The 15,619-nt window shown below is 60.7% G+C and carries 16 protein-coding genes and 1 other RNA gene; 5 read left to right on the top strand and 12 right to left on the bottom strand.

All coding sequences use genetic code 11. The features are described from left to right. Positions 1-97: 97 nt before the first annotated feature. Positions 98-382, bottom strand: coding sequence for an HU family DNA-binding protein (locus tag JFX23_RS05740; protein WP_005964774.1), 285 nt, complete (start codon positions 380-382; stop codon positions 98-100). 237 nt (positions 383-619) lie between these two features. Between JFX23_RS05740 and JFX23_RS05735 the strand changes: the two genes are divergently transcribed. Further along, positions 620-2,578 (top strand): solute carrier family 23 protein, encoded by a 1,959-nt coding sequence (locus JFX23_RS05735; protein WP_198776102.1) that lies wholly within the window; start codon positions 620-622, stop codon positions 2,576-2,578. Positions 2,579-2,795: 217 nt separating this feature from the next. On the opposite strand, the gene JFX23_RS05730 is transcribed toward JFX23_RS05735, so the two are convergent. Then, positions 2,796-3,779, bottom strand: coding sequence for a bile acid:sodium symporter family protein (locus JFX23_RS05730; RefSeq protein ID WP_198776101.1), 984 nt, complete (start codon positions 3,777-3,779; stop codon positions 2,796-2,798). A 99-nt stretch (positions 3,780-3,878) separates the two neighbouring features. On the opposite strand from JFX23_RS05730, the gene JFX23_RS05725 reads away from it, so the two are divergent. Then, the gene (locus JFX23_RS05725) at positions 3,879-4,715 is read left to right on the top strand and encodes a YwiC-like family protein (protein WP_198776100.1); all 837 of its coding nucleotides are present in this window, start codon (positions 3,879-3,881) and stop codon (positions 4,713-4,715) included. 42 nt (positions 4,716-4,757) lie between these two features. Here the strand turns inward: JFX23_RS05725 and JFX23_RS05720 are convergent, their stop codons facing one another. Continuing rightward, positions 4,758-5,723, bottom strand: a complete 966-nt coding sequence (locus JFX23_RS05720; protein ID WP_198776099.1) for an SLAC1 anion channel family protein — start codon at positions 5,721-5,723, stop codon at positions 4,758-4,760. A gap of 217 nt (positions 5,724-5,940) precedes the next feature. On the opposite strand from JFX23_RS05720, the gene JFX23_RS05715 reads away from it, so the two are divergent. Together JFX23_RS05715 and JFX23_RS05710 are read left to right on the top strand one after the other, a co-directional pair. Beyond that, complete coding sequence (locus JFX23_RS05715) at positions 5,941-6,717, top strand: tRNA threonylcarbamoyladenosine dehydratase (protein ID WP_198776098.1); 777 nt, start codon at positions 5,941-5,943, stop codon at positions 6,715-6,717. Then, positions 6,702-7,601: a TatD family hydrolase gene (locus JFX23_RS05710; RefSeq protein ID WP_198776097.1), complete on the top strand. Its 900-nt coding sequence runs from the start codon at positions 6,702-6,704 to the stop codon at positions 7,599-7,601. The genes JFX23_RS05715 and JFX23_RS05710 overlap by 16 nt, the downstream gene beginning before the upstream one ends. 13 nt (positions 7,602-7,614) lie before the next feature. Here JFX23_RS05710 and JFX23_RS05705 read toward each other — a convergent pair whose 3' ends face one another. The 6 genes from JFX23_RS05705 to JFX23_RS05680 all read right to left on the bottom strand — a co-directional run bounded on the left by JFX23_RS05705 (position 7,615) and on the right by JFX23_RS05680 (position 12,596). Continuing rightward, positions 7,615-7,890, bottom strand: coding sequence for a hypothetical protein (locus tag JFX23_RS05705; RefSeq protein ID WP_040314412.1), 276 nt, complete (start codon positions 7,888-7,890; stop codon positions 7,615-7,617). Next, positions 7,890-8,612, bottom strand: coding sequence for a RelA/SpoT domain-containing protein (locus JFX23_RS05700; protein ID WP_198776096.1), 723 nt, complete (start codon positions 8,610-8,612; stop codon positions 7,890-7,892). Before JFX23_RS05700 ends, JFX23_RS05705 begins: the two co-directional genes overlap by 1 nt. A 250-nt stretch (positions 8,613-8,862) precedes the next feature. Continuing rightward, positions 8,863-9,236, bottom strand: a transfer-messenger RNA (tmRNA) gene (ssrA, locus tag JFX23_RS05695). Between the two features lie 132 nt (positions 9,237-9,368). Next, on the bottom strand, positions 9,369-10,247 hold the full coding sequence (locus tag JFX23_RS05690) for an anti-sigma factor (RefSeq protein ID WP_233050613.1): 879 nt from the start codon (positions 10,245-10,247) through the stop codon (positions 9,369-9,371). Further along, positions 10,244-10,795 (bottom strand): sigma-70 family RNA polymerase sigma factor, encoded by a 552-nt coding sequence (locus tag JFX23_RS05685; protein ID WP_198776095.1) that lies wholly within the window; start codon positions 10,793-10,795, stop codon positions 10,244-10,246. The genes JFX23_RS05690 and JFX23_RS05685 overlap by 4 nt, the downstream gene beginning before the upstream one ends. Before the next feature lie 58 nt (positions 10,796-10,853). Further along, the gene (locus JFX23_RS05680) at positions 10,854-12,596 is read right to left on the bottom strand and encodes a cytochrome c biogenesis protein CcdA (protein WP_198776094.1); all 1,743 of its coding nucleotides are present in this window, start codon (positions 12,594-12,596) and stop codon (positions 10,854-10,856) included. Positions 12,597-12,769: 173 nt separating this feature from the next. Here JFX23_RS05680 and JFX23_RS05675 point away from each other — a divergent pair, with 173 nt between their 5' ends. Further along, positions 12,770-13,060, top strand: a complete 291-nt coding sequence (locus tag JFX23_RS05675; protein WP_198776093.1) for a hypothetical protein — start codon at positions 12,770-12,772, stop codon at positions 13,058-13,060. A 53-nt stretch (positions 13,061-13,113) separates the two neighbouring features. Here JFX23_RS05675 and JFX23_RS05670 read toward each other — a convergent pair whose 3' ends face one another. From JFX23_RS05670 to JFX23_RS05660, 3 genes are all read right to left on the bottom strand, one after another. Further along, positions 13,114-13,686, bottom strand: coding sequence for an HXXEE domain-containing protein (locus JFX23_RS05670; RefSeq protein WP_198776092.1), 573 nt, complete (start codon positions 13,684-13,686; stop codon positions 13,114-13,116). 14 nt (positions 13,687-13,700) lie between these two features. Next, positions 13,701-14,228, bottom strand: a complete 528-nt coding sequence (gene smpB / locus JFX23_RS05665; RefSeq protein WP_198776091.1) for an SsrA-binding protein SmpB — start codon at positions 14,226-14,228, stop codon at positions 13,701-13,703. Between the two features lie 116 nt (positions 14,229-14,344). After that, the gene (locus JFX23_RS05660; RefSeq protein ID WP_198776090.1) at positions 14,345-15,619 is read right to left on the bottom strand and encodes a peptidoglycan DD-metalloendopeptidase family protein; all 1,275 of its coding nucleotides are present in this window, start codon (positions 15,617-15,619) and stop codon (positions 14,345-14,347) included.

Raw genomic sequence — 15,619 nt, 5'->3', positions numbered from 1 at the left:
CCCCATTGTAGGCCGAAGCATGAGCGTCTTCCTCGCACACAAGAATCCGGGGGTGGGCTCAGTGTCCACCCCCGGATCTTCAAGCCTCAGAGCCGATTCACTTCTTGGCGACGGCCTTCTTGAGGGTGGAGCCTGCGGAGAGCTTCACGCCGAAGCCCGCGGGGATCTGGATCTCTTCGCGGGTGCGGGGGTTGCGGCCGGTGCGGGCGGCACGCTCGACGCGCTCGACGGAGAACAGACCAGTGACCTTGACGGCCTCACCCTTGGCGAGGGACTCGACGAGAACATCCTGGAAAGCGCCGAGGGCGGCATCCGCCTCAACCTTGGTCAGATTGGCGCGCTCAGCGATCTGGGCCACAAGCTCAGTGCGATTCACGGACATGGAGGAACCTCATTCCTTCGTACAAAGCCATCACTATGACGGCCATCGAGGGACACACTACGAAAACATCGCGGGATTGTCAGGTTCTGGGCGCGTTTTTCCCGATATCTCACGATTTTTCGCCCCTTCTCCCCGCTCTTCGGAGCACTCTTTGCGAGATGCATCACCCGATTACAGATCTTCAGTCCAAAGGGGAGACGATTGAGGTGCCCATCACAACCTCTTTCAGGAGATCTCATGGCTCTTGGACGAAGCGCGGGGGCCACCACCCCCGACCACCGTCATCCCGTCGATCAGGTGCCCCCCGCCGGCAAGCTCGCCATCCTCGGTATCCAGCATGTTCTCGCCTTCTACGCGGGCGCCGTCGTCGTTCCCCTCGTCATCGCATCCGCCCTCGGCCTCGATGAGCAGACCCTTGTGCACCTCATCAACGCCGATCTTTTCACCTGTGGTATCGCGACGATCATCCAGTCCGCGGGCCTGGGCCCGAAGATCGGCGTGAAGCTCCCCCTCATCCAGGGAGTCACCTTCACCGCAGTCTCCCCTCTCATCGCGATCGGAATCGGAGCGACCCCCGCGGGGGCCGACCCGAAGACCGGCCTTGCCACCATGTACGGCTCAATCATCGCCGCTGGTCTCGCAACCTTCCTCATCGCCCCCTATTTCGCAAAGCTTTTGCGTTTCTTCCCACCGGTCGTCACCGGCACTCTCCTCACGGTCATGGGCATCACCCTGATCGCAGTGTCTGCGGGCGACATCGTCTCCCTCGCGAGCTACGCACCCGAGGGCGCCGACCTTGGGGCCCTGACCTTGAAGGGCCTCGCCTACGCAATGGGGACCCTCGCGATCATCGTCGCGATCCAGAAGATCTTCAAAGGCTTCATGTCGACGATCTCCGTCCTCCTCGGCCTTGTCGTCATGACGATCATCGCTTTCATCCTCAAGGATGCGTCCTTCAGTAATGTCGCGCAGTCCTCATGGGTCGGCATCACCTCCCCCTTCTTCTTCGGCCTGCCGAAGTTCTCAGTCGCGGCGATCATCTCAATGCTCATCGTCATGGCCGTCACCGCTGTTGAAACCACTGGCGATGTCTTCGCCACCGGGGAGGTCGTCGGCAAGCGCATCACCCCGGAACACGTGGCCAGGGCCCTTCGCGCGGACGGCCTGTCCACCCTCCTGGGCGGTGTCCTCAACTCCTTCCCCTACACCTGTTTCGCGCAAAACGTCGGGCTCGTGCGCCTCACCCGAGTCAAGTCCCGTTGGGTCGTCACCGCGGCCGGAGTCATCATGATTATCCTCGGTCTGCTCCCGAAAGCCGGTGCGATCGTCGCCTCGATCCCCGCTCCCGTGATCGGCGGCGCCTCCCTCGCGATGTTCGCGAATGTCGCGGTCGTCGGCATTCAAACCCTCGGCAAAGTGGATATGCGCGACAACCGTAACGCCGTGATCGTTTCGACTTCCGTGGGCCTCGCGATGCTCGTCACCCTCAAGCCTGAGATCGCGACCATGGTTCCCTCCTGGCTGCAAATCATCTTCGGCTCGGGCGTCACGATCGGTGCTCTGAGCGCCTTCATCCTCAACCTCTTGTTCTTCCACCTCGGCAAGCAGCAGGGCCCTGATGTTGCGCTCGTCGACGGTCGCGCCGTGTCCATTGACGAGGTCAACGCCATGGAGCGCGATGTCTTCATCCAGGCTTTCTCCGGGATGTACGAGGGCGCGACCTGGCCCGTGGAGCGCGCCTGGGAGCAGCGCCCCTTCGCGGATGCCACTGAGCTTCGCCGCGCTTTTGAGGACGAGGTGCTCGTCGCCTCGCTCGAAGAGCAGGAAGCCCTCATCGCCGCTTACTCCGATATTGCCGAGCTTGCCGCGGGCAAGGGCGATGAGCGCGCGAACCAGGACACTGCCGCCCTTGGACTCGGTGAATTCGACGACAAGGAGCTTGAGGATCTCACAGCCGCTTCAGCGGCGTATCGCGAGAAATTCCACCGTCCCCTCGTCGTATGCGTCACGAACCTTGCCGACCGTGAACACCTCATCGCCTCCGCATGGAAGCGCGTCGAGACCTCGAAGGCCCGTGAAGCCCGATTCGCTTTGGGCGAGGTGATCGACATCGCGGATGAACGCTTCACACAGCTCGTCGCCGATGCGAATCCGATCCGTACCGCGTGGGCGCGCAAGATGGATCAAGTCGACTGAACTCGCGCTTTACACATTCAGGGGCAGGCCTTGTGGCCTGCCCCTGAATGCATCCCATCAACACAGTGCGAGTTCTTCCGAAGAGTCTCCTCAAAAACTATCCCTCGGCGTTGACGCCCCCTTGTGGGCCGTTCGCCGTATTCCTTTGTGATGGGAATAAAGTTAATGGCCCCTCCTTCAAGGACCATCGATTGAAGCTAGGAATTCCCTGAGAATTTCAGTCGGTGATCGAACGGCGTTGGAAGAAGGCCGCGAGGGCCGAACCGGAGACGTTGTGCCACACGGAGAAGACCGCGCCCGGGACTGCCGCCTCGGGAGTGAAGTAGGTGGCACCCAGGGTCGCAGCGAGGCCGGAGTTTTGCATGCCGACCTCGATGGCGGTTGTACGAGCGGCTTTCTCCCCGACCTTGAGGCCCTTCGCAGCGAAGTAGCCGAGAGCCAGGCCCAGGCCGTTGTGCACAATGACAACCGCGAGGACGACGAGGCCAGCGCTGAGGATTCGCGTAGATGAAGCACCCACTAGGGCGATCACCGCATAGGAGATACCGAAAACGGAGATCCACGGCAGGGCCGGGAGGATCACTTCGACGAGCTTGGGGAGGAAGCTGCGCAACAGCAGGCCGAGGACGACCGGGATGAAGACGATCATCATGATGGACTTCGCCATCGCCACCGCATCGACCGGCATGTACTGTCCGGCGAGGTACTTCGTGAGGATCGGGGTGACGAGGGGCGAGAGCAGGGTCGACACTGCAGTCATCGCAACCGAGAGGGCGACATCGCCCTTCGCGAGGTAGGCGACCACATTCGAAGCGGTTCCACCGGGAGCGCAGCCCACGAGGATCACACCGACCGCGAGCGCCGGGTCCAAGCGGAACGCCCAGGTCACGGCAAGAGCGGCGAGGGGCATGATGATGTATTGCGCGAGGACGCCCACAAAAATCGGCCAGGGGCGACGGGCGATCACACCAAAATCCGGGGGCGTGAGAGTCAGCCCCATGCCGAACATAATGACCATGAGTGCATAGTTCACGCCCTTGACGAGCGGTGCGGTCTGGGCGGGGAAGAGGAGCCCCCCGATGAGGGCCCCCAGGATGATCAAAGGGAAGACAGTGACGGCGATTTTCGCCGAGCGGTCCTCGCGTTTCGAGGACGAATCGCTTGAAGCGGACAGAGTCGTCGTGTTCTGGTCAATGGTCATTGTTCGATTCTCACATGGGCTCTTCGGGGCGACCAGTCCTTTATCGCGCATCGGACGCATCTTTCAAGCGCGCACCCGCATCCACGTAGAGTCATCACTATGACGATTCCTTCTGTTTCTTCGTCCTCTTCCCCCGCCGCCCGCAAGGCCCGCAGCCGGAGGCGCACATTGACGAAGAAGGGCTGGATCCCCGATCAGCACGGCGCCTGGCCGATGGCGATTCTGCCTCCCCTGCTCGGGATCGGAGCAGCTGGACCCCATCCCATTCATCTGCTCCTCATGAGCGCCTGGCTCAGTGCTTTCGGCGCCTTCCACGCCCTCGAACTGTATTGGAAGAGCCCCAAGCGCAGGCGGGGCGCTGTGCGTCCTGCCCTTGCCTCCTGGTGTGGCCTCACCGTTCTTTTCGGTGTTCCGCTCCTTGTCGTACAGCCCGGATTCTTGGCTTGGGCCCCGTATTTCGCGCCCCTCGCCCTCATCGCTTTGATTGAGGTAGTGCGCGGGAAGGAACGGGCGATCCTCACGCGGGTGACGAGTGTGGGTGCGGCGGCGCTCATGACTCCGGTCGCAGCCGCACGCGGCCTCATCGCCCCTCTTTCCCCCGATCTGACTCAAGCGTGGGTTCTTGGCACGATCCTCGGCGCCTACTTCATTGGCACGATTCCGCTGGTGCGCTCCCTGATCCGTGGCCGCAAGGAGATGCGTTGGATCATTGGATCGATCCTCTGGCATCTCGTGTCCTTCATTGGCGTTGCCATCGCTTTCATGAAGGGCAGCGTCGTCCTCGTCCTCGTGATTGTGTGGGTCGCACTGACTCTTCGGGCGGGGGCGATGCCGCTGTTGCAGCGGCGGGGCTTTGCTCTTACTCCCATGAGGATTGGTCTTGGGGAGATGGTCTGGAGCTTGCTCGTCACGGTGTGCCTGCTCGCCTCGGTGTGAGTTGAGGCGAGGCCGGGTATGAGTTGAGGCGCGGGTGGGGCGCTACTCGGCTTCGAAGATCCGGCCTTTGAAGGTGAGCACCAGCACGCCGACAAGGATGATCGGAATGGCGATGCTCGCAACCGCAAGAGCGATGAGGGCGAGCCACTGATAGAGGGCTCCGGGCAGAGCTTCGGCACTCACGAGGGAGGCGACGGCGAGGGCGGCCACGGGGAAGGTGTAGGCGAGGTAGGGCAGGGCGAAGGGGATCTCAAGGAGCTTCTTCGCTTGGAAGCCGATGAGCAGGGCGAACATCCAGGCGATCGACAAGAGAATGCGGCTCAGGGCGTCGTCGGATTCGTGTCCCAGGCGCGACCATGCGACCAGGGCGACGGCGGGCGGGGCGACCATGATCGCGTAGGTCGGCATGAGCTTGGCGGGGATGCCCTTATCGTGCATGAGGAGACGCTCAATGATGAGGGTAAGGAAAACACCCCAGAAGACCATTCCGACGCCGAAGGAGAACCACGCGAGGTCCATATTGCCGATCTGCGGGGCTGCCAGTGGGGTGATGACATTGCCGACGATGGGGATCAACCACGCAGGAGTAATGTTCGTGCTCGTGATGTCGGGGCGCATCGACCATGCTGTGAGGACGAGGGCCGTGGCGAGCAGGTGCCCGAGTGCGCCCACCCACCACATGATGCTGGCCAGGCCGGGGGCGACATCCGCGCCTGCGGTTGCCAGAACAAGGGTCGCGATGGTGATCGTCGGGACGAAGGGCATGCGCATCTTGTGGGAGAGTTCGGCCCGCGCCGCCTTGGGGTGCAGCGCCCACTTCGCAAGATAGGCGCACAGGACGAGGACGTAGAGGGATGCGGCAATGGCGAGGATGAGGAGGGAGGGCCATGTGGGCAGCTCCCATAGGTGTGCGGCTCTCTTCCATGCGAGGGAGAGGGCACCCACCCCCATCACGGAAGCGAAGACGGTTACGGGCATGTGGGCGAGCGATCGTTGAGATGCCGTCATTGAGGTTCCTCTCGGCGCGATTGCCTGGTCTGAAGGAGCAAAAACATAGGAAGCATATACCCCCTGGGGTATTTCTTTGTTTGCTGCCCTGGAAAGGAGAGGAAGGTCAAGGCGGAGCACTCGACTCCTCTTGGCATTCGAAACGGCTCCCCGCCCTCAGCAATAATGTTCCCCATCCGTCCCCGCTCCCCCAAGCCCGAATCACTAGGGAGGCCCCATGCCCGGCGAACGCTTCGCCCGACTCGAACTCCTCCTCGGCACCGAAGGCCTGAACTCGCTGACAAAGGCGAGAGTAATGGTCCTCGGCCTGGGCGGCGTCGGCTCGAGCTGCGCTGAAGCACTCGCACGCGGCGGGATCGGCTCCCTCGTCCTCCTCGACCGCGACATCATCGAAGAATCGAATATCAATCGACAAAAACTCGCCTTCACCTCGACCCTCGGACGTGAAAAAGCCGAAGTCATGGCCCAGATCGTCGCCGATATCAACCCCGAGTGCACGGTCTTCGCGACACGGACCTACCTGGATTCGCGCACACTCGAACAGACCCTGGACCGATTGCCCAGGCCCGACTACGTTCTCGACTGCATCGACACCCTCACTCAAAAACTCGGGATCGCCCGCTGGTGCGCGAAGGAGAGGATTCCTCTGATCTCCTCAATGGGCGCGGCCAACAAATTCGACCCGACACAGCTCCACTTCTGCGAAGTCCAAGAGTCACGCCACTGCCATCTCGCCCGCGCGATGCGCCGCGAATGCCGCCACCGGGGGATCGCAGACCTCGAAGTCCTCAGCTCCCAAGAAGCACACCCCAGCTTCATCGCCCCGAAGAGCTGGGATGCGAACGCGAAGCTCGGGTCGATGAGCTATATGCCGCCGATCATGGGGCAGATGCTCGCCGGACAAGTCATTAAAAGACTCGCCGGTCTGAGCCCCATGCCCACACCCCCGCGCCTCGTCGATTCTTGGAGGGGCACGCCGTGTTCTCGAGGCTAGACACCCACTACCATTTCGATTTCATTGACGAGGGCGAGCGCCTCCCCTTCCTGCGCGCCTGCACGAAACGCGGGCTCCGGCTCGTCGCCCAAACGCTCCTACCCTCTTACTTCCACGAGGACCTGGAATGGGCGGCCAACGCCCGCCGTGATGCGGGCGCCAACTCAGGCGCAAGTGCCGACGAGGGCGACGAGGTGTACTGGCCGGCGTGGTCGCTTGGCCTGCACCCCTGGTATATCGAAGAGGCGCACATCGGCGAAGAGCTCAAACTCTTCGGCTCCGGCCTTGAAAAGACTCGCCTCATTGGCGAGGTCGGGCTGGATTTCGCGCCCAGGCGATTAAAGGCTGTGCCCGCACAACTGCAAGTCGAGGTGTTTTCCGAGGTTGTGACAATGAGCTGCGAGGCGGCAGTTCGCGGGGGCGTTCACGGAGAGGAGACTCAAAAGTCGAGCCCTCTGCCCCATGTCCTCTCAATTCACGCGGTTCGAGCCGCCAGCACCGCCCTCGATCTCCTGGAAGGATCCGACGCCCTCGGACGTGGGCTCGTTCCCGTGTTCCATCGTTTCTCGGGCACGAGTGATGATCTGACGCGCCTGATCCGCATGGGCGGGTATATCTCCATCAACCCGGCGATGCTCACGTCGAAACGCGGGCGAGCCTACATCCGACAGGTGCCCGAAGAACGCCTCCTTGTGGAAACGGACCTGCCTGCTGTTTCAGGGGCGTCGAAGGAGAGGGAGGGTGAAGCGAAAAGCGGCGAGCGCCACGGCGAAGACCTCGATGAGACCCTCAACCGAATCCTCACCTCTGTTGAGGAGCTGAGGAAAAAGGACCTTCGTGAGGTTCTGGAGAAGACCCAGGCGAGGTTGTACGGAGGGTTTTAAGTAGCGCTGTTGCTCACTCGAAGCTGAGAGAATCCACGAGCTGCTGGAGGTCGTGCGCGGTGAAGCCACGGAAGTATGTCGAGTGGGTTCGTTTCACTGTCTCAAGCGAGTCAGACCCGACGAGGACAATGTCGATTTCGGGCCTATCGTGGTAGCGCAACTCAGCCTCCCGGTATGCGCGGGCCGCGACATCTCCATCTGTGCCATACGAGCGAGACGATAGAAGTTTGTCTTCCTTACGGTCATAGATGAGGAGGAAGTGCTCAATGACATTAGAGTTCTTCGTCATCAGTGTTCCTCCTGCTCCAGTTGACCCCCACCCAGCATAGCCAGGACTCTGCTTCGCCAGTAACCGAACTCCTTGACATCTTCATCGACGAGCTCATAGCGCCCATCCATATGCTGATGAACCCTGGAAAGACATTTCCCGAACTCTTGCACGGCAGACTCACCGACATCTTGTTTGTAGTTCAGTCCTGTCATCTGCGATAGCGATTCTACGAGTTGAGCCCACTCATGCATCCTCTGCGTGCGCAACTGCACTTCAATGAGACGCTCATCTCGTTTGACGATGACGTGGACCGCGCGATACCCAGAAGCGCGAGGATGATTGATATAATCCGACTCTCGAACGATCTGCTTGCCCCAACGATATTCTATTCGCTCCCGTATCCGATAAATGTTGGGGATGTTGTTGTCACTGATGACGATCCGACAGCCGCCAATGTCACCCATGCGTGACAGATCCAGGCCCTTCTCCCGGTAGGTGAGCTTCTCAACGATCGTCTCCATTCGCTTGAGACGCTGACTCACCTCCGCCTCAATGCCCTCTGTGGCGAGGAAGCTACGAAGCCCATTGTTCACTTTCAGGAGAGGATCAGCGAATGTTCTCCGATACTCTGCGATCACCTCAAGCGCAGCCAAACGCTCTTGTTCACTTACTTTGCCCTGCGTGAAAGCCCGCAGAGTTGACCCCGCTTTGCGGACCTGCGACTTCGATGGTGCTGGCACGATGGCCTCCTCATATTCACACATGGGCGAGAGCTGGGCCTTTGCCCCTCCCCTGAGGCGTTCCCCAATCACACCTAGTATCGCTGAGCTTGCCCCGCTGTGACACCGGCAAGCCGCCCATCGGCGGTGTAGGTTATCATTCGCTGAACACTCCAGCGCATCGTGCGATATCTGCTACGAGATGCGAGGGGCCTGAAATCCTTGGATTGGCAAGGGAAAGCCCCAGAACCGTGCGGTTCTGGGGCTTCTAGAGTGGAGATGGGGGGAATCGAACCCCCGTCCGACGGCCGACCCCGAGGTCTTCTCCGGGCGCATCCTGCTGTTTATTTCTCAGCCCCTGACGTCATGCAGGCCTGCTGCCAGTAAGCTCAGTCGATTGAGTGTCGGAACGGACCCACCGACATGGTCCGCACCCAGTGGCCTCCTGAACGACGCCAGACACCAGGCTGGAGGCACCACCTGGGCTGACGGACTAAAGGTTCACGCGGCAATCAGGCGGCGAGAACGTAGTCGGTGCGGTTCTGTTCGGCACCTATTGGTTTGCACGCAGCGTTAGCGAGTTGAGCGCGCGTTCTCGGCCCGCTTCCCCTCGATCGACGACCGCCGTCGAAACCGATCATCCCCTATTGAGTTCATCAACTCACCGACCATCGAAATGATCGGACGTTACAGCGTATCCCCCAGTGTCAGGAAAAATCAAGAACTAACAATGAGCGGGAAAGGACGCGAGGCTTGAAGACATTCAGCGCCTCGGCTCTAGGAGTCCAGGGCCGCCCTCGTCCCCTTCTGAGCCCCTTCAACAGCCCCGCTTGTGTCTCCCTCTTCTGCTCCGTCCCCGTCTTCTGTCCTGGCCCCGTCTTCTGTCCCGCCCTCGTCGCCCGCGAAGGAGGAGGCGCCCACGCGCATTGCGACAAGAGCTTCTCCGCTCGGCGCCTGAGAACCGCCAGCGGGTTCGATCGTCACAAAGATCTCGTCGCCGTCCTCGGGCATAAGATCAATGAACGCGAAGTCCATCCCTCTGCTCGGCGAATACACACCCGCCGAACGCACTCCTTGCGCATCGCGGACCCACACCTGCAAAACCTTCGTCGAACTCGGCTCTGTCATGCCCTCGCTCATCTGGGAAGGCAAGGTGACAGCGGCCTTGCCCATCTCGCTCGACCAGGTGAGGGTTGCGATGTGCCCATCGGGCATTGTGTCAGTGGAGCGCTCAACGTCCTGACTCTGGTTGAGCATCGCATAAGAGTGCTCCTGAGACATGTCAGTGATCGCGCTCGCCCGCCCGATCCCGATCCCTACGACGAGCAGTGCGGCGGCTGCAGTGGTCCGCACTAGCCAAGGGCGAAGCCTATTGCGGAGAGGAAGGACTTGAGCAAGGGGCTCCTGTTCGCCCCTAGCCTTTCCTCCCGTTGACGAGGACGAGGAGCGTATATCCGATGACACCGTGGCCAGAGCCTCTTCTGAGATTTGTTCGACTTCGTCGAGCCTCGCGAAGAGAGCCTCTTTGAAACCGGCAGAAGGCTCAAGCGGAGCGAGTGAAGAGCCGAGGATACCGGCGAGCTCCATGTCAACGGCCTCACACTCGAAGCCCTCGACCTCATCGGGGTCGACGGGTTCATGACGATTGGCGTTCATCGCCCACCTCCCATGATCATTCCCAGTCGTGCGACGCCGTCGCGGATTCGTGTTTTCACAGTACCGAGCGGAGTATTCATCTGTTCGGCGATCTGTCGATGCGTGAGCCCCGTGAAGTAGGCGAGCTCGATTGTGGTCTTGTGCGGCTCTCCAAGGGCTTCGAGAGCATCTCGAACCTCCTTCGCCACGATGGACGTCTCGACGGCTTCTGCAGTCACATCGAAGGGCAGATCCTCATCAGGTCTGCGCTCCTCGCGCCTGCGGGCCGCCTCTGAGCTGCGGACCCTGTCGATCGCCCGCCGCCTCGTCATGGTGACGAGCCACGCCCTCGCACTCCCCTTTGAAGGGTCAAATGCGCCCGCTGTGCGCCATACTTCCAGGAGTGTCTCTTGGAGGATCTCCTCGGCCTGTGCTCGATCCACGAGGATTGACACGGCGAGCGCCAGGAGACGCGAAACCCATCGTCCGTAAAGGACTTCGAATGCATCGCGGTCCCCTGTCTTGATGAGTGCGAGAAGCTCCTCGTCCGTCGTTTCCGGGTTCTTCACGCGCCAATCTTAAGCGGCGCGCCCCCGTGCACACAGACGAGGAGATTTTTCTCCTTCTTCACCCGAAGGTGAAGGAGTAGAGCGCCAAGCCCGCAGGCACCTCGAGTTCGAGGATCCCCTCGCCCGACTCGGGCATATCAACGAGGGTCATCGAATTCGGGGCGCCCTCGATCTCGAGGCTCTTGCGTTCGCCGTCGAGTGTCCAGGTGAGAACCCCGCTTCCGGAAATCACCAAGTCAACGCGTTTCCCTTTGTAATGGAGACGGAGTTTGCCTCCCTCCCCCTCCTCGGAAGGCGTGATCGACTCCCCTGAAACATTCCATTTGCCTTCAAGGGCGAAGAAGTGGGTGGCGAGTTTGTCCGGGAAGGCGTACTCGCCTTCACCTGCAAGGAGGCGCCCCCTCGCGGAGGGAGTTCCCTGGTGGCGCTCGGCACGCAGCGCACCGAGGTAGGTTTCAGGTGTACGGTCATTCGCAAGATTCGTTTCCGGCTCATTCTTGGCGAATACCGGAGCGGGAAGATTCACATCCGGGTCCGCCTCCTTGAGGAGAGTTCGGATCTGATTCTCTGTTGCACCCTCCCCTCCTTCGCCGAAACGGATCGCTCTCACTGTGCCTGAAGCGTCCGACAAGTAATGGGCGGGCCAGTAGTGATTATCGAAGTTCGTCCAGGTCACCAGGTCCGAGTCGAGGGCGACCGGGTAAGTGATGCCCAGCTTCTTCGTTCCTGCTTCAACATTCTCAGCAACTTTCTCGAAGGCGTATTCGGGGGCGTGTACGCCGATGACCTGCAGACCGGAATCCTTGTAGGTCTGGTAAAGCTTCTCAATGCCGGGCACTGAGCGTTGACAGTTGATGCACGAGTACGCCCAAAAGTCGATCAGGGTCACTCCCCGAGTGATCTCCTCTTGAGCAATCGCCCCAGCATCGGGAGTGTTGATCCACCCTTTGATCCCCTCGACTTTGGGAAGAGGACCACAATCCGCCAATCCTTCGGCACCGGGAACGCAGCGAGATGAAGAACCGTTGAGAGCTTCGTCGGTGCGTTGCTGGAGGCTCGAAGAGTAGTCGGGCAGGGCTCGTTGGATTGCAGCGGGAGCCCCCGTCACGATGCCGAGAGCCAGCGCGATCATTGCAATGCCTGCGATGGAGCGGATCTGGCGCTGATGGGAGCGGAAAGCTGCGATCCTTTCAGTGAGACGACGACCCGCGAGAGCGAAGAAAAGCAAGGGGATCGCGGTACCGAGGGCAAAAGAGAAAGCGAGGACGAGAGTCTCAGGCCCGATCCTTCCAGTGGTGCCCGCAACGGAAACGGCCGCGAGAACCGGGCCAGCACAGGGAACATAGGCCGCGCCGAGGACGATTCCCAGCAAAAGGCCGTTCGAGGGCTTCTTCTGTCCTGTCGAACGACCGAAGCGCAGGAAGGGCTTTTCCAAAACCTCCATGACCCGTGGGACCAGCATGCCGATGCCGATCACAGTGAGGAGAACAACGCCCGTCCACTGAATGAAGCTCTGCGGTAAATGCAGGAGCGAAAGCAGCGCGGATCCAAGAAGAGTGAAGAAGGTGAAGGAGACGACAAGTCCCGCGACCACCAAGTAAGGGCGCCATTTCGAAGCTTCACTTTGGGGTTCAGATTTGGGAGCCAAAGGGCCTGCGATCTGGATCGTAGGGCGCGCTGATTGGGCACCTCCCGATAAGAAGATCACGGGGAGCACGGGGAGGATGCACGGCGAGATTCCCGTAATGAATCCGCCGAGCAATCCGATGAGGGCGACACTGAGCACGAGTCCACCTTTCATTCGACGACACCCCTGGTTCGAGGCCGAGCCGCTGGCGGATGGGATTCAACACACCCACAAGAAGTGGTCTTCCTCACACTCCTTGTTGCAATCCGAGCCCCTGTGGACTCCGAATCTCTCGTGGCAGCCGCTCGAAGGCTGTTGAGAATCATTGATCATCGAAAGGTTTCCCCATGCTCCCCAAGCTCGCAGCTTCCGCCCTCGTCATCTCAGTCGCAGCCCTCGGTCTGAGTGCATGCTCGAATTCCTCCAATGGCGATGCCATGAAGGACCCGGCTTCGACGAATCAGCAGATGAAGGACTCGGGCTCAGGCGACGCCATGAAGGACGGCGACAAGATGAAAGATGGCGACGCCATGAAGGACGGCGACAAGATGAAAGATGGCGACGGCATGAAGGATGGCGACAAGATGAAAGACGGCGGCTCCATGTCTGAGGACTCAAAGGATTCAATGAAGAAGTGACCTTTGAGTGACAAACATGAGGGCCGGAATCGGAAGAACCCGATTCCGGCCCTTCAGGCTTCGCCAAGTTCTGAGTCTTCTCTGCCCGATCTGTGTTCGTCATTATCGCACCTGTGCGCGTGCGACCACAGGACACCGGTGAAGTGAGACAGGGCGAGCCAGCCGCCGATGAGAGAAAGGGCGCGCAGCGGACGCATCCGATGAGGCACCCCCGCCGCTTCGAGCGAACGAAGAGCGTGGAAGAATTGCGGCAAGACCACGGTCGGCGAGGTCGCCACTCCCGTGGCATAGCCCTTGGTCAGGGCCGCCGCAGCGAGGTGGCCGAAACCGTGCAGCCCGTATACCCATTGGAAGTCCTGGTAGAGCCTTCCGCGCCCGCGAGTGCGTATCCCATTGGCGACGGCTCCAGCACACAGCGCCCCCATCGTGACGATAGCGGCATTCACATGTCCCTGATCAATCGCGCCTACTCGCGAGGGAAGGGGGATCGATGATGGCAGGGCATCCAATGTGCGTCGAAGGGAAGGGACCAGGGTGAGGAGCTCCTCCCCATCATTGGCGGCGAAGGACACGGCGAGCGACAAGGGGACGAGCCATCGTTTCCTGCCGCTGAGACAACCAGTCATCGCCGCCGCTCCCCTCAGCGCTGGGGGCGCTTGGTGTAGCGGCGCATCGCGCGTTCGGCCTCGCGCTTGTCTTGCTTCTCGCGCAGGGCCTGGCGCTTATCCCATTCCTGTTTGCCCTTCGCCAGGGCGATCTCAATCTTCGCACGTCCGCCGATGAAGTAGAGCTCAAGCGGGACAACCGTGTACCCCTTCGCGCTCACCTTCTGCTCGATGCGCAGAATCTCGGACTTGTGGAGCAACAGTTTGCGTTTACGAGTCGGAGCATGATTCGTCCACGAACCTTGTGCATACATGGGAATATTCGCCCCATACAGCCAGGCTTCACCATTCTTCGCTTCGACCCAGGCATCAACCAGTGAAGCCCTGCCCATGCGCAGTGCTTTCACCTCGGTGCCTGTGAGGACGATTCCCGCCTCCCAGGTCTCCTCAATGAGATAGTCGTGCCGCGCCTTCTTATTTCGGGCGATGGTCTTCTTAGCGTCTGACGCGGCCTTTCGACGCTCGCCCTCGGTCGTCTTTTGCTTCTTCCACTCCTTGGGCACAGCGCCCCCTCTCACTTTCCGTTTCACAGCACCCAGGATCGGCACATACCCCCGGTCCCAGAGCCGATCGATCACCCCTCGACGAGAGCGATCAGGCCGCCCAGTTTAGCGCTGACTCACAGATACCCCATCGGGTCAACATTCACGCCGTTTTGCAAAATACCGAAATGCAGGTGGCATCCCGTCGCATACCCGGTCATCCCGACCTCGCCGAGAATGGTGCCCGCAGAAACCGATTGGCCGGCAGACACGTAGATCGCCTGCATGTGCAGATACTCGGAAATAACAGAGTTACCTCCGACGATCCCGTGACTGACATCAACGTAGTTGCCCGCTGAATAGTCAGAGCCCACATGCGAGACAACCCCATCAGCCGCAGCAAACACCGGTTCACCGCATTGCGCGGCCAGATCCACTCCGGAATGGTACTTCTCATAGCCGAGGACGGGGTGGAAGCGCCAACCGAAAGGCGAAGTGATGACCATCGACTGGGGCAGCACCGGATTCGTAAAGCCCGCAGAGGAAACGTAGTAGCGGCCGTTCGAACGGTTCTCCGCGTCAATCTGTTGCAGGCGCGCGGTGCGCTCCTCATAATCGGCCTGAGCCTGGGCGAGCTGAGCATCGAGCTCACTCTTCTTCGAATCCCACTCGGCCTGTTTCACCTGAGCCTCAGCCTTCGCCCTCTCAAGCTCTTCAAGTCCCGCCTGCGCTTGTGCTTCCGCAGTCTTCGCATCATCGAGGGACCTGGCTGCCTGGTCCTCCAAAGCGGCAATACGATCAGTGATCGCCTGCTGGCGTCCGAGCTGGGTGCGCTGAGTCGTCTGGATATCGATTGCGGCATTCAAGGCCTGGGACTGGGTCCTCGCCATTGCATCGGCCGCGGAGGCTCGCTGGTCGATCGTCTCCGTGCCGGACTTCGTCAAAGCGAGGACCACAGCTGAACTTGATCCGTTTTGATACATGCGTCGAGCCAGGTCGCCGATTGCATCATTGGCGTCCTGCTGACGGGCTTGAGCCTGAGCGACCTCCTCATTCAAGGCGTCTTGTTGTCCCCTCGCTGCGGTGAGCTGTCCAAGGGCGATCTCATGCTCACGATTCGCCGTGTCCCTTCGCGCCGTGGCCTCTTCGACGGCCTGCTGCGCCACGGGGATCTTCTCATTCGCCGCAGTGAGGTCAAGGAAGACCTGTGCGAGATTCGCATCAATATCCTCGATCTCCGATTCCAGGGCATCCACTCGCGCTGCAGCCTGTTCTTGGGCTTCGGCGACCTCTTCGCGCGACTCCTCGGCCAGTGCGGGAGAGGCGGCCTGGGTCAGGGCGAGGCCGAAGAGGGCCAAAGAAACGACGGCAAGGCGCTGTGCCCGAACAAAACGAGGATTCACCGACTTCAT

It is taken from the genome of Schaalia cardiffensis (assembly GCF_016405145.1).
Classification (GTDB): Bacteria; Actinomycetota; Actinomycetes; order Actinomycetales; family Actinomycetaceae; genus Pauljensenia; species Pauljensenia cardiffensis.
The sequence above is the reverse complement of the archived record's forward strand: the minus strand, read 5'-3'. Positions and strand labels throughout refer to the sequence as shown.